The 20678-nt window shown below is 53.4% G+C and carries 17 protein-coding genes; 10 read left to right on the top strand and 7 right to left on the bottom strand.

Features of this window, described 5'->3' with window-relative positions:
* Nucleotides 1–91: 91 nt before the first annotated feature.
* On the top strand, nucleotides 92–787 hold the full coding sequence (gene araD, locus J1781_RS23970) for an L-ribulose-5-phosphate 4-epimerase (protein ID WP_129990387.1): 696 nt from the start codon (nucleotides 92–94) through the stop codon (nucleotides 785–787).
* An 18-nt stretch (nucleotides 788–805) separates the two neighbouring features.
* Here araD and J1781_RS23965 read toward each other — a convergent pair whose 3' ends face one another.
* From J1781_RS23965 to J1781_RS23955, 3 genes are read right to left on the bottom strand one after another with little or no spacing between them, the layout of a single operon-like run.
* The gene (locus tag J1781_RS23965; RefSeq protein ID WP_129990386.1) at nucleotides 806–1549 is read right to left on the bottom strand and encodes a DeoR/GlpR family DNA-binding transcription regulator; all 744 of its coding nucleotides are present in this window, start codon (nucleotides 1547–1549) and stop codon (nucleotides 806–808) included.
* A 60-nt stretch (nucleotides 1550–1609) separates the two neighbouring features.
* On the bottom strand, nucleotides 1610–4042 hold the full coding sequence (locus J1781_RS23960; RefSeq protein ID WP_217234296.1) for a formate C-acetyltransferase/glycerol dehydratase family glycyl radical enzyme: 2433 nt from the start codon (nucleotides 4040–4042) through the stop codon (nucleotides 1610–1612).
* A gap of 5 nt (nucleotides 4043–4047) precedes the next feature.
* Complete coding sequence (locus J1781_RS23955; RefSeq protein ID WP_217218975.1) at nucleotides 4048–4947, bottom strand: glycyl-radical enzyme activating protein; 900 nt, start codon at nucleotides 4945–4947, stop codon at nucleotides 4048–4050.
* Between the two features lie 145 nt (nucleotides 4948–5092).
* Here J1781_RS23955 and fsa point away from each other — a divergent pair, with 145 nt between their 5' ends.
* Both fsa and kdgT read left to right on the top strand, forming a co-directional pair.
* Nucleotides 5093–5758 (top strand): fructose-6-phosphate aldolase, encoded by a 666-nt coding sequence (gene fsa, locus J1781_RS23950; protein WP_129951542.1) that lies wholly within the window; start codon nucleotides 5093–5095, stop codon nucleotides 5756–5758.
* A 258-nt stretch (nucleotides 5759–6016) separates the two neighbouring features.
* Complete coding sequence (gene kdgT, locus J1781_RS23945; RefSeq protein WP_129951541.1) at nucleotides 6017–7015, top strand: 2-keto-3-deoxygluconate transporter; 999 nt, start codon at nucleotides 6017–6019, stop codon at nucleotides 7013–7015.
* Nucleotides 7016–7072: 57 nt separating this feature from the next.
* Here the strand turns inward: kdgT and lsrK are convergent, their stop codons facing one another.
* A complete protein-coding gene (gene lsrK / locus J1781_RS23940) occupies nucleotides 7073–8665 on the bottom strand; it encodes an autoinducer-2 kinase (protein ID WP_129951540.1) in 1593 nt (530 codons plus the stop codon).
* 70 nt (nucleotides 8666–8735) lie between these two features.
* On the bottom strand, nucleotides 8736–9710 hold the full coding sequence (gene lsrR / locus J1781_RS23935; protein ID WP_129990383.1) for a transcriptional regulator LsrR: 975 nt from the start codon (nucleotides 9708–9710) through the stop codon (nucleotides 8736–8738).
* 231 nt (nucleotides 9711–9941) lie between these two features.
* Between lsrR and lsrA the strand changes: the two genes are divergently transcribed.
* The 6 genes from lsrA to lsrG are packed head-to-tail and all read left to right on the top strand — an operon-like array spanning nucleotide 9942 to nucleotide 15830.
* A complete protein-coding gene (gene lsrA / locus J1781_RS23930) occupies nucleotides 9942–11504 on the top strand; it encodes an autoinducer 2 ABC transporter ATP-binding protein LsrA (protein ID WP_217219451.1) in 1563 nt (520 codons plus the stop codon).
* Complete coding sequence (gene lsrC / locus J1781_RS23925) at nucleotides 11498–12574, top strand: autoinducer 2 ABC transporter permease LsrC (RefSeq protein WP_129951537.1); 1077 nt, start codon at nucleotides 11498–11500, stop codon at nucleotides 12572–12574. Before lsrA ends, lsrC begins: the two co-directional genes overlap by 7 nt.
* Nucleotides 12574–13611 (top strand): autoinducer 2 ABC transporter permease LsrD, encoded by a 1038-nt coding sequence (gene lsrD / locus J1781_RS23920; RefSeq protein ID WP_217234295.1) that lies wholly within the window; start codon nucleotides 12574–12576, stop codon nucleotides 13609–13611. Before lsrC ends, lsrD begins: the two co-directional genes overlap by 1 nt.
* A gap of 13 nt (nucleotides 13612–13624) precedes the next feature.
* A complete protein-coding gene (lsrB, locus tag J1781_RS23915) occupies nucleotides 13625–14641 on the top strand; it encodes an autoinducer 2 ABC transporter substrate-binding protein LsrB (protein ID WP_217234294.1) in 1017 nt (338 codons plus the stop codon).
* Nucleotides 14642–14660: 19 nt separating this feature from the next.
* Nucleotides 14661–15536: a 3-hydroxy-5-phosphonooxypentane-2,4-dione thiolase gene (gene lsrF, locus J1781_RS23910; protein WP_217234293.1), complete on the top strand. Its 876-nt coding sequence runs from the start codon at nucleotides 14661–14663 to the stop codon at nucleotides 15534–15536.
* Between the two features lie 3 nt (nucleotides 15537–15539).
* Nucleotides 15540–15830: a (4S)-4-hydroxy-5-phosphonooxypentane-2,3-dione isomerase gene (lsrG, locus tag J1781_RS23905; protein ID WP_129990380.1), complete on the top strand. Its 291-nt coding sequence runs from the start codon at nucleotides 15540–15542 to the stop codon at nucleotides 15828–15830.
* A 569-nt stretch (nucleotides 15831–16399) separates the two neighbouring features.
* Here lsrG and xylB read toward each other — a convergent pair.
* Together xylB and xylA are read right to left on the bottom strand one after the other, a co-directional pair.
* Nucleotides 16400–17851: a xylulokinase gene (gene xylB, locus J1781_RS23900; protein ID WP_217234292.1), complete on the bottom strand. Its 1452-nt coding sequence runs from the start codon at nucleotides 17849–17851 to the stop codon at nucleotides 16400–16402.
* Between the two features lie 91 nt (nucleotides 17852–17942).
* On the bottom strand, nucleotides 17943–19262 hold the full coding sequence (gene xylA, locus J1781_RS23895; protein WP_129951531.1) for a xylose isomerase: 1320 nt from the start codon (nucleotides 19260–19262) through the stop codon (nucleotides 17943–17945).
* A gap of 382 nt (nucleotides 19263–19644) precedes the next feature.
* Here xylA and xylF point away from each other — a divergent pair, with 382 nt between their 5' ends.
* Nucleotides 19645–20637: a D-xylose ABC transporter substrate-binding protein gene (gene xylF / locus J1781_RS23890; RefSeq protein WP_129952122.1), complete on the top strand. Its 993-nt coding sequence runs from the start codon at nucleotides 19645–19647 to the stop codon at nucleotides 20635–20637.
* The last annotated feature ends 41 nt before the right edge of the window (nucleotides 20638–20678 follow it).

The raw sequence follows: 20678 nt of genomic DNA, 5'->3' as shown, positions 1-20678 counted from the left end.
GCAGAACTGTACGTACTCTTTAGCGATTTCCCCCATACCTGCATCCACCGGCCACCCAGACAATAAAGCATCGCAATAAGAGGAAACCACGATGCTAAGACAACTGAAAGAGCAGGTATTAGAGGCTAACCTGGCACTGCCTCGCCATAATCTGGTGACCTTTACCTGGGGAAATGTCAGCGCCGTTGACCGCAAACTTGGGCTGGTCGTGATTAAACCCTCAGGCGTGGAATATGACCACATGGGTGTGGACGACATGGTGGTGGTAGAACTGGAGACAGGAAAAATCGTCGAGGGCAGTAAAAAGCCGTCTTCGGATACTGATACCCACCGGGTGCTGTATCTGAATTTCCCCGAAGCAGGGGGTATTGTCCATACACATTCGCGCCACGCCACCATCTGGGCGCAGGCCGGTTTGGACATCCCCGCCTGGGGCACCACCCATGCAGATTACTTCTACGGTAATATCCCCTGCACGCGGCTGATGACCGAGGAGGAAATCGCCGGGCGTTATGAATGGGAAACCGGAGAAGTGATCGTGAAAACTTTTGCGGAAAGAAATTTGTCACCGGCAGATATTCCGGCTGTACTGGTGCATTCGCACGGGCCGTTTGCCTGGGGGAAAGATGCCGATAATGCCGTGCATAACGCTGTAGTGCTGGAGGAAGTCGCCTACATGGGCATCTTCTCCCGCCAGTTAACGCCGCAGTTACCCGATATGCAGCCGCAATTACTGGATAAACATTACCTGCGTAAACACGGCAAAAACGCTTACTATGGTCAATGATCGTCGTTATACCCAAGGTCAGCCGACCAGGCTGACCTTAATTCCAGCGGCGGAAAGTTGCTGCTGGTAGTCCGGTAATAATTTGTCGTCAGTGATGACCTGGCTGAAGGCGCTGACCGGTCCGAGCGGGTTGAGATTTATTTGACCGAATTTCGATGAATCCGTCAAAACGATATTTTCCGCCCCTTTTGCCACCACTGCATTCACCACATCTGCACGTAACATGTCACGGCCGGTAAAACCGGTGGTGTCAGTGAAGCCGTCGATGCCCATGAACGCTTTGCTGAAATTCATCTGTTGCAGGCACAGTCTGGTCAGCGGGCCGACTACGGTCTGGCTGGTTTTCTGATACATCCCGCCAAGCAGAACCACGTCACAGGGCATACTTTTCAGCAGAGAAGCGACATAACTACTGACGGTAATCACCGTCAGATTTTTTTTGTCGGTAAGGTATTGGGCCAGCAGGGCGATGCTGCTGCCGCTTTCGAAAAATACGGTTTCACCGTCATGGATCAGTGACGCTGCAAATTTCGCCAGTTTTTGTTTCTGCGCGAAGTTTGACATCATGCGGGTATCCACGTCATCTGTCTGGATCGCGACAGCGAAACCGTGGGCACGTCGCAGGTAATGTCGCTGTTCCAGCAATGTAAGATCGTGACGGATCGTCACTTCCGACACCTGACAAATCTGTGACAACTCACTGACGCTGATGCGTTGCTTATCATTGACCCATTGCAAAATAACTTGCTGTCTGTCGTTCATAACCGCCCAAAATAAGGGCGACCTGCGCCGCCCGGAGAAAGTAAAATTCAGATGCGAACTTTACAGTGAATGTTCAGTACGGGCGATAATATCATCCTGCGCCTCAGGGGATAAGGCCGTAAAGAATGCCGAGTACCCCGCAACACGTACCACAAGGTCGCGATAATTCTGCGGCTCCTCACGGGCTTTCAGCAATGTCTCGCGGGAAACAATGTTGTACTGAACATGCCAGCCACGATGTTCCTCAAAGAATGTCCGCAACATCAGCATTAACGTCTCGCGATCGCTTTCATTTTCAAGTGAAGCCGGATTCAGTTTCTGATTGAGCAGTACGCCGCCGAGAATAGCTGCTGTCGGCAATTTACCCAGAGAATTAAATACGGCCGTCGGCCCGAGATGATCGGTGCCGGATGCCGGGCTGGCCCCTTCCGCCAGCGGTGTGAAGGCCTTACGTCCGTCCGGTGTGGCCGTGGTGGCGGCACCAAACGGCACATTGGCAGAAATAGACGATGTACCCGCATAATACGTGCCACCGACCGGGCCGCGTCCGAAACGGGTATTGTGATAATTCGACAGTTCATCGATGTAGCACTGATACGCACGCACCAGCAGATTATCGACCTCATCATGATCGTTGCCATATTTCTCTGCACCGTTAATCAGCCGTTGACGCAGTCGTTCACCGTCCAGCCCCGCATAATCCGATGCCAGTGCGTGAGCCAGCTCCTGCTGGCCGATCACACCCTGATCGAATACCAGTTTTTTCACCGCCACCAGACTGTTACCCAGATTGGCGATCCCGACCTGCAAACCGGAAACCCAGTCGTATTTTGCGCCGCCTTGCTTGATGGTCTTCCCGCGTTCGATACAGTCATCGACCAGTGCCGAACACAGAATATCCTGCGCATTTTCTTCCAGAATGGTATCTACCACACACTCAATTTCGATGGATTTGCGGGTGTAATAGCGGATCTGCTGGTCCCATTGTGCAAACACCTGTTCGAAATTATCAAAATTCCCTTGTGACAAACCACGCTCCTGCGGCAGGAAACGGGTATGGCTCCTGGCATCGTACCCCTGTTCCAGTGCGGCAAGCATGACGCGGGCAAAATTGATAAAACTCATCCCGGTACAGCGATAACCCCATTTGCCACCGACCGCCGTTTCGATACAGCCGATGGCAGCATAGTCATAGGCATCCTGTTTTTCGACCCCCAGTTTGATGAATTCAGGAATAACAATTTCGTCGTTATTAAAGGCAGGCATGCCGAAACCACAGCGGATCACCTGCACGCAGGCATCAAGGAAATCACTGCTCATTCCGGCGTGATAGCGCACGCTGAGATTGGGCTGAGTGGACCGCAATTGTCCGCAGGATTCTAAAATGGCATATGACAGCGGATTTACAGCATCGCAGGCGACATCATTATGTAAAGTCTGTCCGCCGATGGTGACGTTCTGGTACAGCGGACTGCCCGCCGAGGCTTTGGAATGTGTACCGGAGCGGATCTTGTTGACTTCCAGCAATTTCAGCCAGCAGCTTTGCAGCAGCTCAATGCCCTGATCATGCGCCAGCGTTTGTTCCAGTTCGACATCACGACGCCAGAACGGATAAAGATACTGATCCATACGACCGAATGACACTGAGTGGCCGTTGGATTCGATTTGTAAAATCAACTGGATGAAATAGCACAGTTGTAATGCCTGCCAGAAGTTTTGCGGTGGCTGGTGGGCAATGACGTCGCAGTTAGCCGCGATCGTCAGCAACTCGTTGCGGCGCGGCTCGCGGGTTTGTGTCGCAGCCATATCACGCGCCAGCCGGGCAAAACGCACGACGTGATCGCTGACAGCTGCCAGCGTGATATCAATGGCTTTCAGCAGTTGTTCTTTATGCAGGTCTTCCCGGTCAGTCAGTTTAATGCGGCTGCGACGCTCATCCACCTTACTGCGCAACCCGTCCAGACCCAGCTGCAGCAACAGCGGAAAATTCACCGCCAGGTGGGCATCGCCGGAGGTCATATTACCTTCAGCTTTCACGATACCACTGTCGAGCAGGGCTTTCTGTTCATCAGTGAACATACCGTAGCAGCGGTCCTGTACGGTCTGGCCGCGCCACCACGGGCAGATTTCATGCAGGATTTTCTTATTGGCTTCACTGACTGCAAAACCCGCACCCGGCCGGTCAGCAAGCGCATCAATTTCACTTTCGATCCAGCCCACCGTGTATTCCGGGAAAATCGGCGCAGCGCGCACTTCGCTGGCCTGATTACCGACGATCAGCTCATCGTGTTTGATCCAGATAGTACGTTGACGCAAATGTTCGGCCAGTGCCAGTGCCCGGCGAATGGCAAGCGGTTTGTCAGCATGCTGTTGATAAACCTGCGTGTAGTGCTGTGCGCGCTCGGTACACACCGGTGGCTTCACGATGTGGATCAGCGCTTCTTTGTGAGAAAGAATACGGGCCGAAAGGGTGTTCAGATTCAGTTGGGTCATTTTTCTTATCCTCTTAACTGTGCACAAAGTCCTTTTTCTGTGGCGTATTCTTCGGCAAACGTCAGCAGGTCAGGGTCATTTAACGGCTGGCGCGGGGCCAGATAGGGTTGTCCCAGCAGGGCATATTTATTGATGCCCAGCGTGTGGTACGGCAAAAAATGGATAGCTTCGCAGCCGGTTTCATTGGCGGCAAAATCAACAATCTGGCGGATGGAGGCGCGATCGGCATTAAACTCAGGAATTAACGGTACGCGGACGATAAGCTTTTGCCCGGCGGCGGCCAGACGACGGAAATTATCTTTCACCCTTTTGGCGGAACCCCCGGTCAGGCGCCGGAAAGGTTCATCGGCAACATGCTTGAGATCGGCCAGCATTAAATCCAGCGCGCCCAGCGAGGGTTGAATGTAGTGCCACGGCACATGCAGACAGCTTTCCACGGCGGTATGCAGGCCTTCATGACGGCAACGTTGCAGCAGGTTCAGTGCAGTGTGTGGCTGCATAAACGGTTCGCCGCCGGAAAGCGTTACACCGCCGCCGGTGCGGATATAAAAAGGCTTATCCCGCAGGATTTGCTGCATCAGGGCGTCAATATTCGCGTTATCTCCGCACACACTCAGCGCGCCGGAAGGGCAAACCTGTTCAATCTGACAGAGATCCTCTGCCTGGAATTGCGCCCTGCGAACCGTAATCCTGCCATTTACCACGCTGACCGCATGGGGAAAAGTCTTTGCGCAGTGCTGACAATCCGCACTGCACAAACGCGCGTCGTACAGCACGTCAGCCGTGGCGGAGCGGCTTTCCGGATTCTGGCACCAGGTACATTTCAGGGAACAACCTTTCAGAAAAACCACCGTGCGGATCCCAGGCCCATCATGTGTGGAATAACGCTGTACATTGAAAATCATGTCGACGCTCCTTGGCGTTTAATGCTTCTTTCGTAATTTACTATCTTTCATTCGAAAGTGATTTTGACGATGATCAACAAACCGTCTGCTTCCAGGCGTACACTCACTGAACTTTGCATTCACTCACACGTTCAGGAAGGAAGTTATGGAGCTCTATCTCGATACTGCCAATGTCATCGCTGTAAAACGCTTATCGCGCATCCTGCCATTACAGGGCGTTACCACCAATCCGAGCATTGTGGCAAAAGAAGGAAAATCGCTGTGGGAAGTGCTGCCTGCACTGCGTGATGCCCTGGGCGGTAACGGTAAATTATTCGCGCAGGTGATGGCTGCTGATGCCGAACAAATGGTGGCAGAAGCGTTGTTACTGACACAACGGGTGTCCGGCTTAGTGGTGAAGGTGCCGGTGACCGGTGAAGGTCTGGCAGCTATCAAAAAGCTCAAGGGCATGAACGTTCCGACGTTGGGTACCGCGGTGTACGGGGCAGGTCAGGGGTTACTCTCGGCACTGGCCGGGGCGGAATATGTCGCGCCTTACGTGAACAGGCTTGATGCCCAGGGGGGTGACGGCATTGCCATGGTGAAAGATTTACAGACCTTACTGAGCCTGCACGCGCCGCAATCAAAAGTACTGGCCGCGAGTTTCAAAACGCCGCGTCAGGCCATAGAGTGTCTGCTGGCGGGCTGTCAGTCCATCACGTTGCCGGTTGATGTGGCTGAACAGCTATTCAGCACGCCAGCGGTGCAGGCTGCGGTGGAAAAGTTTGATGCTGACTGGCAGCAGGCTTTCGGCACTTCCTCGCTGAGCTGATATCTTGCGTGACACCCGGCCCGCACAGACCACTGCTGCGGGCTTTTTTGTTTTTGTGCGTTAAGAATTTTTGTACAAATAGTTCGAAAATGTGATTTCCCTCCGAAATCAAATATTGACGAAATAAATTTATAAAACTAGCGATCTAAAAAATAGAAACATCGTTTCAATTTATGAAGTGAATCACTTTTATCAGCCTGATAAATGGATAACGTAGCGGCATTCGGAGTCTGTTACTTTTTAAATCAGGTGAAAATTATGCACATTAAACGAGCGATAGAAAAAATCCCTGGCGGGATGATGTTGGTCCCTCTCTTTATCGGTGCCTTGTGTCATACCTTCGCGCCTGATTCCGGTAAATATTTTGGTTCCTTCACCAACGGACTGATGACCGGTACTGTACCGATTCTGGCGGTGTGGTTTTTCTGCATGGGTGCCTCCATCAAACTCAGCGCAACCGGTACGGTATTGCGTAAATCCGGCACACTGGTTGTCACTAAGATAGCGGTCGCCTGGATTGTTGCGGCAGTGGCATCACGGTTCATGCCGGAGAACGGTGTGGAATTTGGCTTCTTCGCCGGGCTTTCGGTGCTGGCGCTGGTTGCATCAATGGATATGACCAACGGTGGCCTGTATGCCTCGGTGATGCAACAATACGGCACAAAAGAAGAGGCGGGCGCGTTTGTGCTGATGTCTCTTGAATCCGGCCCGCTGATGACCATGGTGATCCTCGGCACTGCCGGTATCGCCTCTTTTGAACCGCACGTCTTCGTCGGCGCCGTGTTGCCATTTCTGGTCGGTTTCGGCTTAGGCAATCTCGACCCTGAACTGCGTGAATTCTTCAGCAAAGCAGTACAAACGCTGATCCCGTTCTTCGCCTTCGCGCTGGGTAATACCATCAACCTGACCGTCATCGCGCAAACCGGCCTGTTAGGCGTATTACTGGGCGTAGCCGTCATTGTCATTACGGGTATTCCGCTGATCCTCGCCGATAAATTCATCGGAGGCGGTGACGGAACAGCCGGTATTGCGGCCTCCAGTTCAGCCGGTGCTGCCGTGGCAACACCGGTGCTGATTGCCGAAATGGTGCCGCAGTTCAAACCGATTGCGCCGGCCGCCACTGCGCTGGTTGCCACATCAGTGATTGTCACTTCAGTTCTCGTGCCGATACTGACCGCGATGTGGTCGAGAAGAGTGAAAAACAAAGCCGTGAAAGGCAAAGTGGCGATGGATCCGCCGATGGCGAGTGTTAAATAACGCCAGATTTGGATTACTCCTCCCCTTCGCAGGGGAGGAAGCATTCCGAAATTATCTTTAAAGTCCTGGCGCTTTCCACATCGACGTCGTCAGTTGCCTGTCCACCAGTCCCAGTTGATCTGCATACACTTCCTGCCAGTTCGCTTTCTGCACCAGATATTTTGCATGATTGGCGACATCCGGTTGATATTCTCGCTCCCAGCGCACCAGTGATTCGCCGGTTTCAGCGAGGGACGAGTAGAGACCTGCTGCAACGCCTGCGGCAATTGCACAACCCAGTGCGGTGGCTTCTTTCACCACGGGCACATGAACCGGAACACCGGTAACATCACTTAAAATCTGACACCATAATTTTCCTTTTGAACCCCCGCCGGAAAACACCAGCGATCGGGCACGTACACCGGAAAACCGGGCGATCATATCCAGATTACAGGCCGAGACGATGGCGGCATTTTCTTCTAATGCACGGAAGAGTACCGGTTTATTGCACTTTTCCGGATCGATAGACAGATTGATGAATGACGGTGCCGCGTGATACCAGTTTTTGAAATGCATGGCATCGGAGAACACTGGCGTGACGCCCCAGGCACCGACAGGTACGCGGGCGGCCATGTCTTCCAGCAAGCTGTAAGCGTCTACGCCAAGACGGTGCGCCATGGTTTTCTCTTCGGTACAGAATGCGTCGCGGAACCAACGCATGGTCAGGCCGGTGAAGAAACTGATGGATTCCGCCTGTGCCATGCCGGGAATGACGTGCGGATTAACGCGGATATTCATTTCGGGATCGGTGACCGCCTGAGGCAGGTTGACGATTTGCTGCCAGAACGTGCCGCCGAGAACGGCGGTCTGGCCGGGGTGCACCAGCCCGAGTCCCAGTGTGCCCAGTTGTGCGTCTCCGCCGCCCATGCCGACCGGCGTTCCGGCTGTCAGACCACAAGCGTCGGCCGCGCGGGCGGTGACATAACCAAGGCGCGTACCGGTTTCAGCCACCGGAGAAAGCATATCGGCGCGCAGACCGGCCATATCCAGCAGCTCAGGCCGCCAGTTGCGGGTGGCTAAATCCAGCATCCCGGTCGTGCCGGCATTTGACGGATCAACCGCCAGTTCGCCGCTGAGCATGTACGCCAGCCAGTCGCTGATCATGGTGATGGTGGCGGCCTGACGGTAAATGTCCGGGCGGTGATGTGCCAGCCACAGCAGACGCGGCATGGCGCTCAGCGCCAGAGTCTGACCGGAGCATTCATAGACTTCGCGTTCAAATTCGAAATCATGGATCTCTTTTAATTCGGAAACTTCACGGCTGGCGCGGGCATCCACATTGGCACAGGCCCAGAGGGGCTCACCGGATTTGTCGTACAGTACAATGCCTTCGCGCATGGAGCAGGCCGCCACAGCACGGATCGCAGAGGCAGGAAGATGCGCCTCCTGCAACGCCTGACGGATACACTGGCAGGCCAGTTGCCAGTTTTTTTGCAGATCAAACTCCATCGAACCGGGTACATCCGGCACCGCCAGATGGATCCATTCAGCCTGTCCGGCAGCAATCTGTTGGCCTTCGGAATTGAAAATCACCGCGCGGATGCTGCCGGTGCCCGCATCCAGCGCCATCAGGTAGCTGCGATCGTGATCAGAGTTCAGGGTAGAGGTCATCAGAATGTTCTCTCGTGCCAGTTTATCGGGCACCGTTTACCTGACCGCCACGCCCCTCACTCCCTGCGGGTCAGTCGAGCAGCGCCAGCATGGCTCTTGCTGTGCTCTCTTCAGTTACCAGTGCGTTAATTCGTTTGCCTTTCAGCGCCGCAACGATGGCTTCTGCTTTCTCGACACCACCTGCGACGCCTAACACCGTCGGAATGCTGGCCAGTTCGTCCGGCGCGACGGCAATCAGCTCATCGTGGATCGCCATGTTTTCTGCCAGCTCACCGTTGCGCTGCATGAAGAAACCGAGAATGTCGCCGACCGCGCCTTTTCGGCCAAATAATAGCTGCTCACCTTCGCTGATATAACCGGAGCGTAAAATGGTCGCCTCCTGTTTCTGGTTCAGCGAACCAATGCCGACGACCGCAATATCTGCCGCGCAGGCAGCCAGCATGACATCGTGGACATTACGTTCCTGACGAAAAATGGCCGCCACGCTGGCTGATGATGCGCGCAGCGGCGCAGGAATAATGCTCACACCGCACGCCGCGTCAAGCTGACCAATTCCGGTCATATAAGGCCCGACGCCGCCGGAAAGCGTCACCATGCGGATTTGCTGCGAGGAGATGAACCCGCTCAGATGTTGCAGCGTGCTCATCGCCGTTTCACCAAAACCCACCGCCAGCAATTGCCCCGGCCTGAGCAATGCCATCAGCATGTGCGCTGCGCCAATCCCCAGCCTTGCACTCAACGCACCGTCGGCCAACTGGGGCAGCACACGGATCTGCTGTAAACCAAAGCGTTTGAGCAGTGTGTTTTCCAGCGATAAACACCCCTCAAAACGCGAGTTAATTTGTACGCGGATCACCCCTGACTGTCGGCCTTTTTCCAGCAGGCGTGACACTTTCAGCCGCGTCAAACCAAGCCGTTCACCAATTTCATTCTGGGTCAGGCCGTCGTGGTAATAAAACCACGCGGTGCGCGCCAGCAGTTCCTCTTCACCCATGCTGAATTCCGGATGGTTAGTCAAATCGGAAAGCGTTGTCTTATCATTCATAGTGAACACTTATCAAAATGTAGATCAATTGTTCGTTAACGAAATGTTGTTAACTGTGATGTGTTTGGCAAAATTCAAATGATTACCGCCTGAATCATAACGCAGAGTATATGAGTTGAACAAACTGTGATCAGTACAAAAGTTTTCCCTGTCACCTCGGTCTAGTTTTATGAACAATGTTAAATCATAAATACATTTGTTCAATAAATGTATCAAGCCAGAGGCCGGTGTATGCAGAGCAGCAAACAGTTATCAGCAGACCTGCAAACTACGGACCTGCTGTTGCAGGTCAGCGGTGTCAGTAAAAGCTTCTCCGGTGTGGCGGTGCTGAAAGACATCGATTTCAGCCTGCTGTACGGAGAAGTCCACGCGCTGCTGGGCGGCAACGGGGCAGGTAAATCGACACTGATGAAAATTATTGCCGGTGTAGAAATGGCCGATTGCGGCACGTTACTGCTTGGCGGCGAACCTTTACTGGCGCTGTCACCGGCGAAAGCACATCAGGCAGGGATTTATCTGGTTCCGCAAGAGCCGATGCTGTTCCCCAGCCTGACCGTGCGCGAAAACATTCTTTTCCGTTTGCCTGCACATCAGGCAAGCGAAAAAAAATTGCAGCAGACGCTCACTGGGCTGGGCTGCAATTTACCGCTGGGTGCGCTGGCCGGAACCCTTGAAGTGGCCGATCAGCAACTGGTGGAAATTCTGCGCGGGCTGATGCGTGACGCGCGACTGTTGATCCTTGATGAACCGACCGCCTCGCTGACACCGGCAGAATCCGCCCGTTTATTCACCCAGGTCCGGCATCTCACCGGACAGGGTGTCGGCGTGGTGTTTATCTCGCACAAACTGCCTGAAATTCGAGCCATTGCGGACCGGGTCAGTGTGATGCGTGATGGCAAAATTGCGCTCAGCGGCAGGCTTGCCGAACTGGATAACGATGCGCTGATCCGTGCCATTACCCCGCATTCACAGGACACCGCGCTGCCGGCAGAACAAAAGCTGTGGCTGGATTTACCCGGCTCCCGGCGTGATAGGGCCGGCAGTGAGCCCGTCTTGCAGGTACTAAACCTGACCGGCGAAGGGTTTATCAATATTTCATTCAGCGCCCGCGCAGGAGAAATCGTCGGGCTGGCAGGTGTGGTGGGCGCAGGACGTACGGAACTGGCCGAAACCCTGTATGGCCTGCGCGGGGCGCAAAGTGGTCAGGTTGTACTGATGCAACAAGACATCAGCGGAATGAACACATTACAGCGGCTGAAAAAGGGGCTGGTGTATCTGCCGGAAGACCGCCAGGCGTCCGGCCTCTATCTCGATGCACCATTAAGCTGGAACACCACCTCACTGACCTTCAACCGTCAGAGCTGGTGGCTGAATCTCAAACGTGAAGCCGCCGTGCTGGAACGTTATCACCGTGCGCTGGGCATTAAATACCGCGACGGTGCACAAACCGCCCGCACACTTTCCGGCGGAAATCAGCAAAAACTGCTTATTGCTAAATGCCTGGAAGCACAACCTGCGGTGCTGATTGTCGATGAACCAACGCGCGGCGTGGATGTGTCAGCACGTGCTGACATTTACCAGCTGTTGCGCAGCGTGGTGCAACAGAACGTTGCAGTGATCCTGATTTCTTCTGATCTGGATGAAATCGAAGGGCTGGCGGATCGGGTATTCGTCATGCATCAGGGCGAAATGAGCGGCGAGTTGCAGGGCAGCGACATCAACGTCAGCAACATCATGCACATTGCGTTTGGTAATCATGCCAACACTCCCGCTACCGGAGGAACCTCATGCTGAAGCGGATACAAAACAACCGTGAACTGACGGCGCTGATAGCGATTATTGCGCTGTTTGCCTTGCTCGGTACGATGGACAGCCAGTCATTCAGCTTCCAGACGCTGGGCATGATTTTCGGCAGTGCGCAGATCCTGATGTTGCTGGCAATGGGGGCAACTGTCGTCATGCTGACCCGCAATATCGACGTTTCGGTCGGCTCCGTTACGGGGTTGTGCGCCGTAACGCTGGGCGTCCTGCTTAACGGCGGTATGAACCTGTCGCTGGCCTGTCTGCTCACTCTCGGCACCGGTTTACTGGCCGGATTATTCAATGGTGTGCTGGTCGCGTGGCTGCGTATTCCGGCAATCGTTGCCACTCTCGGTACGCTGGGCTTATACCGCGGTCTGATGCTGCTGATGACCGGCGGTAAATGGATTGAAGGCTTACCCGCCGGGCTGAAATCTTTATCTGAACCGGTTTTCCTGAGTGTGTCTTCGCTCGGCTGGCTGGTCATTGTATTGCTGGCGGTGATGTTCTGGATACTCGGACGCACCACATTCGGGCGCAGCTTCTACGCTGTCGGTGACAATTTACAGGGTGCACGGCAGCTCGGCGTGGCGGTTAACCGTGTACGCATTCTTGCATTCGGCATTAACGGCATGATGGCTGCCATTGCCGGGATCGTATTCGCCTCGCAAATTGGTTTCGTGCCCAATCAGACCGGCAGCGGGCTGGAGATGAAAGCTATCGCAGCCTGTGTCCTTGGCGGCATCAGCCTGCTCGGTGGTACAGGTTCAATACTGGGTGCCGTACTCGGGGCGTATTTCCTCACACAAATCGACAGTGTGCTGGTGCTGTTACGTTTTCCGGCCTGGTGGAACGATTTCATCGCCGGTCTGGTGTTGCTGGCCGTACTGGTGTTCGACGGCAGATTGCGTCAGGCCTTGCAGAAAAACCTGCGCCGCCAGAAATACGCCCGTTTTCTTTCTGCCACTCAGCCGCCACCAAAGAAACCTTCTGAACGTAAATCACAGCCGCAAAAAAATCTCACGCGGCGGTTAAGTACCGGCAAAAAGAGCGGGGTGGTGTAATGAACAAACTGCAACAATATGGCTGGGAAGCGGCGCTGCTGGCGCTGTTGATCGTGGAAATTTTACTGTTCGGTGTCGCCAATCCGCGCATGCTGGATGCCAGTACGCTGCTGTTCAGCACCAGCGATTTCATCACCATCGGCATCGTGGCGTTGCCGCTGACGCTGGTGATTGTCAGCGGCGGCATAGACATTTCGTTCGGTTCAACCATCGGTCTGTGCGCCATCGCGCTCGGCGTATTATTTCAGGCACACGTACCGCTGGTACTGGCGATACCCCTTACGCTTGCGCTCGGTGCTGCCTGCGGTTTACTGAATGCAGCACTGATCCTTTATACCGGCGTCAATCCGCTGGTTATTACGCTCGGCACACTTTATTTGTTCGGCGGCAGCGCCTTGCTGCTTTCCGGACTGGCGGGCGCAACGGGTTTTGAAGGCATCGGTAATTTTCCGGATACCTTTACCAATTTCGCCAATCTGGTGGTCATCGGCGTGCCGGTGCCACTGCTGATTTTCCTGGCCGCCACACTTTTATTCTGGCTATTGATGCACCGCAGTCGCACCGGCCGCAACGTGTTTCTTATCGGTCAGAATTCCCGTGTGGCGCGTTATGGCGCGCTGCCGGTCAGTCGCACAGTTTTCGCGTTATATGGCATGACCGGGCTGGCATCTGCTGTGGCCGCCATTCTGATGACTTCATACTTCGGCTCAGCCCGTTCTGATCTCGGCAATGCTTTGCTGATGCCGGCGATTACCGCTGTGGTGCTCGGCGGTGCCAATATCTACGGCGGTTCAGGTTCTATTCTCGGCACGGCGCTGGCGACGCTGCTGATCGGCTATCTCCAGCAAGGGTTGCAGATGGTTGGCGTATCGAGCCAGGTCTCAAGCGCACTTTCGGGGGCACTGCTGATCCTGGTGGTTATTGGCCGTTCTGCCAGTCTCAATCGTGATCTTATCCGCAGTGTATTCCAGCGTTATCGCCAGCGCGGGTCTGCGTCTTCTTCTTCCTTGACGTCGAAACCATCTATTTCTCACTAAGCCGGGGTGAATAATGAAATCCAATTCTTTGAAAACCTTATTAATTACCAGTGCTGTAAGCCTGGCCTGCCTCAATGCGCAGGCGGCTGAACGCATCGCGTTTATTCCAAAACTGGTGGGCGTCGGTTATTTCACCAGTGGGGGTAACGGCGCAATGGCCGCCGGTAAAGCGTTGGGGGCAGACGTGACCTATGACGGGCCCACGGAACCGAGCGTGTCCGGTCAGGTGCAGATGATCAACAACTTCGTCAATCAGGGATATAACGCGATTGTGGTTGCTGCAGTGTCACCCGACGGTCTGTGCCCGGCGCTCAAACGTGCCATGCAACGTGGCGTGAAAGTGCTGACCTGGGATTCTGATACCAAACCGGAATGCCGCTCGATTTACATCAATCAGGGCACGCCGCAGCAACTTGGCTCGATGCTGGTGGATATGACCTCCAGTCAGGTGAAAAAAGAAAAGGCCAAGGTGGCGTTTTTTTATTCCAGCCCGACGGTTACCGACCAGAACCAGTGGGTGAAAGAGGCAAAAACCAAAATCGCCAAAGAGCATCCGGGTTGGGAAATCGTCACCACACAATACGGCTATAACGACGCCACCAAATCGCTACAAACCGCCGAAGGTATCCTTAAATCCTACGGGGACCTCGACGCAATCATTGCGCCTGATGCCAACGCATTACCGGCAGCCGCGCAGGCGGCGGAAAATCTTAAACGGATGAACGTGACTATCGTCGGCTTCAGCACACCAAACGTTATGCGGCCGTATGTTGAACGCGGCACGGTGAAACAGTTTGGCCTGTGGGATGTGGTCAGTCAGGGCAAGATTTCGGTTTACGTTGCTGATCAGTTACTGAAAAAAGGCGAGCTTAACGTGGGCGACAAACTGGATGTGCCGGACGTCGGAGCGGTGGAAGTGGTACCGAACAGTGTGCAGGGCTACCAGTATGAGGCCAAAGGTAACGGCATCGTTTTACTGCCCGAACGCGTGGTCTTCACCAAAGACAACATTGGCAAATATGACTTCTGACGAGTAAGGAGAAAATGAAATGGCAGATCTGGACGATATCAGAGACGGTAAAAATTTCGGCATCGGCACGCCGCAGGACAATCATGCATTCTTCCTCAAAGGCAGCGGTCAGCTTGACTGGGGAATGCAATCGCGGCTGGCGCGGATTTTCAATCCCCATTCAGGCCGGACGGTTATGCTGGCATTTGATCATGGCTATTTTCAGGGGCCGACGACGGGTCTTGAACGTATCGACATTAATATTGCGCCTTTGTTTGCGCACGCTGACGTACTGATGTGTACCCGTGGCGTGCTGCGCAGCGTGGTGCCTGCTGCGGTGAACAAACCCGTAGTGATGCGGGCTTCCGGCGGTAACTCTATCCTGACTGAACTCTCAAATGAAGCGGTGGCGGTAGCGATAGAAGATGCGCTGCGCCTGAATGTCGCAGCAATGGCGGCACAGGTATATATCGGCAGTGAATATGAACATCAGTCGATTAAAAACATCATCCAGCTGGTTGATCAGGGGATGCGTTATGGCATGCCGACCATGGCGGTGACCGGTGTGGGTAAAGATATGGCGCGTGACCAGCGTTACTTCTCGCTGGCAACCCGAATTGCTGCTGAAATGGGCGCGAACATTATCAAAACCTATTACGTCGATGAAGGTTTTGAGCGTGTGGCAGCGGGATGTCCGGTACCCATCGTGATTGCAGGCGGTAAAAAACTGCCGGAACGTGAGGCGCTGGAGATGTGTTATCAGGCTATTGATCAGGGCGCTTCCGGAGTGGATATGGGGCGCAACATCTTCCAGTCTGAATCGCCGGTCGCGATGCTAAAAGCGGTGAGGGCGGTGGTACATGAAAACGCCAGCGTAGTCCATGCCTACGAACTGTTCCTGAGCGAAAAGGGGTGAATCATGGAAGTGACACTGGTCGAAATTAACATTCACCCGGAAAAGGTGGATGAGTTCCTGGCGGTATTTCACGCTAACCATTTGGGCGCGGTGAAGGAACCGGGAAATCTCAGGTTTGATGTGCTGCAGGATGAGTCGGTACCGACACGATTCTTTATCTATGAAGCCTATCAGGATAACGAGGCTGTACTGGCGCACAAAAAAACAGCGCATTATCTGAAATGTGTCGAAGCGCTGGAGGGGATTATGTCGGAGCCGAGGAAGAAGACAACCTTCAAGGGGATTTACCCTTGACCTGCAACTGCAACTGCAAAACCGTGGGCGTCGGCCCACACCGACCAGAGACCCGGTAACGCGCGGGCCTCTGGACTCCGCGCTTTTTTCACTGCGCGCTATCGCTGGTATGAAGGACATATTCTGGTGCATCAGTGTGTGGCGCAAAATGTCATCGCTGCGCGATTCCCGAATTTCAGGCTTCGAGCCATAGGTCTCGAACCATTCATTCGGTGCCATTTTTGAGCACGCCAATCAACCTTTTAAAAGATGAAAAACAGTCTGCCGTTGATTTAAAGATCGTGCGGGCGATTCAGGAATCTTGCTGAACGGAGCGGCCTGGAGACCAGAGGCTCCAGGACCGAGAGAAGGCACCGCGCAGCGGCAAGATTTCCAGCCTGTCGCTGCGATACCTGAAACATAGCCGGCGCGCGGATCACGTGTTTGAAAAAGCGAGGGGAGTTCAGAGGGGAAAAGCTTTTCCCCTCTGGTCGGTTTCGGCACTGTGCTTCAGGTGACCGCTGCACTTGAGAAACCGAAATCTTCCCGATCAGGCCTTCATTGACATTGCCCTGATGGCCAATCCGCCATTACATCAATCCCTCAAGTCTCACATACAACTCCCTGAACACTTTCCTCCGTTCCGCATACGCAGTGTGCTTATCAGCATCCGGCTGATGCACTTGCTCAAGTGGCAGTTCCGGCAGGAACTGCTCCGGCGGTTTTCCCGGATTCATGGCGATTTGCGCTAAACGCGCTGCGCCAAGTGCCGGGCCGACGTCGCCACCCGTGCGGTATTCCAGCGTTTTGCCGCTGATGTCTGCCAGCATCTGACGCCAGTACGGGCTGCGGGCACCGCCGCCAATGAGGGTGACGCTGTGCGGTATCAGGCCGGTTGCATGTAGCACATCCATGCCGTCAGCCAGTGCGAAACCGACACCTTCGAGAACGGCACGGGCGATATCCGCAGGGCCATGCTGATGTGTCAGACCGAACAAAACACCTTTGGCATTCGGGTTATTATGCGGAGTACGCTCGCCGGAGAGATACGGCAAAAACCATACGGGTGCATTTGCGACCGGAGCCTTTTCAGCCAGATTGATCAGTTCGCCAACGGATGCGGAGCCAGTCAGGTTTGCGGCCCAATCCAGACATGAGGCGGCGCTAAGTATGACGGACATCAAATGCCAGGTATCCGGCAGCGCATGACAGAAACTGTGTACTGCCTGCTGCGGATTACTCAGGAAACCGTCGCTGACGGCGAAATATACACCGGATGTGCCGAGGGAAAGCATAGCTTGTCCGGTTTTGTATAATCCGACACCGACGGCACCCGCCGCATTATCACCACCACCGGCAATCACGGGCACGGAATCCATATTCCAGCGTGAGGCGATTTCAGGCAGCAGATGCCCGGTAATCTGGTTGCCTTCGAAAAGAGCGGGCATCTGTTCGCGGGTCAGGCCGGTTGCAGTAAGTAATGCGTCGCTCCAGTCGCGCCTGGCAACATCCAGCCACATGGTGCCAGCGGCATCTGACATATCGCTGGCGAAAACGCCGGTTATCAGCCAGCGCAGATAATCTTTTGGCAGCAAGACCTTGTTTATTTTAGCAAATACAGCCGGTTCGTTTTTACGCAACCAGAGCAGCTTAGGGGCAGTAAAACCAGGCATCATCAGGTTACCGGTGATCTGGCGGGACGCAGGGACTTCCGCCTCCAGTTGCTGACACTGGCTGAAACTGCGACCGTCGTTCCATAAAATGGCCGGACGTAAGACTTTTTGCTGTGCGTCCAGCAGAGTAGCGCCATGCATCTGACCGGTCAGGCCAATCGCTTTTACACCCCGCAGAGAGTGTTGTTGTGACAGTGCAGATACTGCGCGGTCCGTTGCATCCCACCAGTCGGCAGGATTTTGCTCAGACCACAACGGATGCGGGCGGGAAAGGGTTAACGCCTCACTGTGGCTGGCGACCACCCCACCTTCTTCGCTAAGCAAAATGGCTTTGACGCCAGAGGTGCCCAGATCTAATCCGAGATACATAATTTTCCCTTATCTGTTGATCCGAACCTGTAACGTTTAACGCCCTGCAATTCCGCCTATAGCGGGCAGGGCGCCAACTTATTTTAACCGGTTAACCAAACAGGTAGCGGTTAACCAGATTTTCCAGACGCTCCTGCTGACCGCTCTGGTGCTGAGGTGCCAGCGCATTTTGTTGCGCATAGCTGCTCAGGGTTTCCAGTGACATTTTGCCCTGCAGGATCTGCTGACCTAATTCTGTGTTCCAGCCAGCGTAACGCTGGGCAACGTGCTTATCGAGCTCACGGCTTTCAATCATACGGGCTGCCACTTTCAGCGCCAGCGCCATGGTGTCCATTCCGCCGATATGGCCGTAGAACAGGTCATATTTATCGGTGCTTTGGCGACGAACTTTCGAGTCAAAATTCAGACCACCGGTAGTGAAACCGCCTGCTTTGATGATTTCATACATTACCAGTGCATTTTCTTCCACGCTGTTCGGGAACTGATCGGTATCCCAGCCACATTGCGGGTCACCACGGTTAGCATCGACGGAACCGAAGATACCGAGAGCAATTGCGTTAGCAATTTCATGGTGGAATGAGTGACCGGCCAGCGTGGCGTGATTGGCCTCGATATTCACTTTAATCTCTTTTTCCAGACCGAACTGTTTCAGGAAGCCATACACGGAAGCGACATCATAATCGTACTGATGTTTGGTCGGTTCCTGCGGTTTGGGTTCGATCAACAGCGTGCCCTGAAAACCAATTTTATGTTTATGCTCAACCACCATCTGCATGAAGCGACCCAGCTGTTCGCGTTCCTGACGAAGATCAGTGTTGAGCAGGGTTTCGTACCCTTCACGGCCACCCCACAGCACGTAATTTTCGCCGCCCAGTTGTTTGGTGGCGTTCATAGCGTGCACAACCTGTGCGGCGGCCCAGGTATAAATTTCTGGATTAGGATTGGTTGCTGCGCCTGCGCCGTAACGTGGATGGGTGAAGCAGTTAGCTGTACCCCACAATAATTTTACCCCGCTGGCTTCCTGTTTTTGCGCCAGTACATCGGTCATGATGGCAAAATTATTCACGTATTCTTTAATTGATGCGCCTTCCGGCGAGACGTCAACGTCATGGAAGCAATAATAAGGGACGTTCAGTTTCTGGAAAAATTCAAATGCAACATCCGCCTTGCGTTTAGCCAGTTCCAGCGCATCGCCCGCTTGCTGCCACGGGCGATCAAAGGCACCCACACCGAACATATCGTTGCCGTTCCAGCAGAATGTATGCCAGTAACAGGCGGCGAAACGCAGATGCTCAGCCATCGTTTTGCCGAGGATCACTTCTTCAGGGTTGTAATGACGGAATGCCAACGGGTTAGTGCTGTTAGCACCTTCGTAGCGGACTGCGTCGAGTTTGTCGAAATATGCGTGCATTGATAACTCCTTGAAAACGGGCCCAGCGGGACTGGGAGGCTGAGGCTCTATCTTCGGAGTTGACGTTTAATCTCACAATTACGTTATTTCACACTCAATTTAATAGAATTATTAAGTGTGCGGCAGATCGCATAAATAACCCTTTTTCTTGTCATTTTTTACCCGCTTTCCATGACATCACGATAATAAAAGTACCTGGCTTGTGCGTATTACAATCAAACCATGATCACCATCATAGTTCCTAAAATAAACAAAAAATCGTAATGCAGTGATTAAAATCTGCAATTGCCGATTAATTACCCAGCGACAACAATCCTTGTGTCATTGCTGTACATACTTCTCTGTATCTGCCTCTACTTATTCTTATAAAAGGTCTGACATGATGAAAATGAATAAAGTAATTCTTTCTGCCTGTGCCGCATTAGTGCTTTTTAGCCAGTCAGGGTTAGCGAAAGAAATTAAAATTGGCATGGCTATTGATGACTTACGTTTAGAACGCTGGCAAAAAGACCGTGATATTTTTGTGGCTAAAGCCAAAACGCTGGGAGCGGATGTTTTTGTGCAATCCGCCAACGGCAATGAAGAAACACAAATGGCGCAGATTGAAAATATGATCAATCGCGGCGTTGATGTGCTGGTCATCATTCCGTACAACGGCGAAGTGCTCAGTAACGTGATTGCCGAAGCTAAGCAGGAAGGCATCAAAGTGCTGGCGTATGACCGCATGATCAACAACGCGGATATTGATTTTTATATCTCTTTTGACAATGAAAAAGTCGGCGAACTCCAGGCACAAAGCCTGGTTCAGCGTGTACCGCAGGGAAATTATTTCCTGATGGGGGGCTCACCGGTGGATAACAATGCCAAGCTGTTCCGCGCTGGCCAGATGAAGGTGCTGAATCCGCTCATCAAAGACGGAAAGATTAAAATCGTGGGCGATCAGTGGGCTGACGGGTGGTTGCCGGAAAACGCCTTAAAAATTATGGAAAATGCCCTGACCGCTAACAACAATAAAATTGATGCGGTGGTGGCATCTAACGATGCAACAGCCGGGGGCGCAGTGCAGGCACTGTCAGCACAAGGGCTGGCAGGGAAAGTGGCTATTTCGGGGCAGGATGCCGACCTTGCTGCAATTAAACGAATCGAAGCCGGCACTCAAACCATGACCGTTTACAAGCCAATTACTAAACTGGCCAATGATGCTGCAGAAATTGCAGTGCAGTTAGGTAAAGGAGAAACCCCGAAATCAAATGCCACATTAAATAATGGTAAAAAAGAGGTGCCATCTTATTTATTGACACCGATTCAGGTGGATAAAAGTAATATTGAAAGCACCGTAGTGGCTGATGGATTCCACAAAAAGTCAGACCTTTAATTTTTCAATATTTTCTATGGAAACAACACCTCCTTGTGGAG

Source organism: Rahnella perminowiae, assembly GCF_019049695.1.
Taxonomy (GTDB): domain Bacteria; phylum Pseudomonadota; class Gammaproteobacteria; order Enterobacterales; family Enterobacteriaceae; genus Rahnella; species Rahnella perminowiae.
This window is presented reverse-complemented; position numbering and strand designations above follow the sequence as displayed.

Excerpts from the sequence above, each read along its gene's own strand:
- lsrG (WP_129990380.1), top strand. The coding sequence starts at position 15,540 with ATGGAAGTGACACTGGTCGAAATTAACATTCACCCGGAAAAGGTGGAT.
- lsrF (WP_217234293.1), top strand. The coding sequence starts at position 14,661 with ATGGCAGATCTGGACGATATCAGAGACGGTAAAAATTTCGGCATCGGC.
- J1781_RS23960 (WP_217234296.1), bottom strand. The coding sequence starts at position 4,042 with ATGACCCAACTGAATCTGAACACCCTTTCGGCCCGTATTCTTTCTCAC.
- J1781_RS23965 (WP_129990386.1), bottom strand. The coding sequence starts at position 1,549 with ATGAACGACAGACAGCAAGTTATTTTGCAATGGGTCAATGATAAGCAA.
- kdgT (WP_129951541.1), top strand. The coding sequence starts at position 6,017 with ATGCACATTAAACGAGCGATAGAAAAAATCCCTGGCGGGATGATGTTG.
- lsrR (WP_129990383.1), bottom strand. The coding sequence starts at position 9,710 with ATGAATGATAAGACAACGCTTTCCGATTTGACTAACCATCCGGAATTC.
- xylF (WP_129952122.1), top strand. The coding sequence starts at position 19,645 with ATGAAAATGAATAAAGTAATTCTTTCTGCCTGTGCCGCATTAGTGCTT.
- xylB (WP_217234292.1), bottom strand. The coding sequence starts at position 17,851 with ATGTATCTCGGATTAGATCTGGGCACCTCTGGCGTCAAAGCCATTTTG.
- lsrD (WP_217234295.1), top strand. The coding sequence starts at position 12,574 with ATGAACAAACTGCAACAATATGGCTGGGAAGCGGCGCTGCTGGCGCTG.
- lsrB (WP_217234294.1), top strand. The coding sequence starts at position 13,625 with ATGAAATCCAATTCTTTGAAAACCTTATTAATTACCAGTGCTGTAAGC.
- lsrC (WP_129951537.1), top strand. The coding sequence starts at position 11,498 with ATGCTGAAGCGGATACAAAACAACCGTGAACTGACGGCGCTGATAGCG.
- J1781_RS23955 (WP_217218975.1), bottom strand. The coding sequence starts at position 4,947 with ATGATTTTCAATGTACAGCGTTATTCCACACATGATGGGCCTGGGATC.
- fsa (WP_129951542.1), top strand. The coding sequence starts at position 5,093 with ATGGAGCTCTATCTCGATACTGCCAATGTCATCGCTGTAAAACGCTTA.
- lsrK (WP_129951540.1), bottom strand. The coding sequence starts at position 8,665 with ATGACCTCTACCCTGAACTCTGATCACGATCGCAGCTACCTGATGGCG.
- araD (WP_129990387.1), top strand. The coding sequence starts at position 92 with ATGCTAAGACAACTGAAAGAGCAGGTATTAGAGGCTAACCTGGCACTG.
- xylA (WP_129951531.1), bottom strand. The coding sequence starts at position 19,262 with ATGCACGCATATTTCGACAAACTCGACGCAGTCCGCTACGAAGGTGCT.
- lsrA (WP_217219451.1), top strand. The coding sequence starts at position 9,942 with ATGCAGAGCAGCAAACAGTTATCAGCAGACCTGCAAACTACGGACCTG.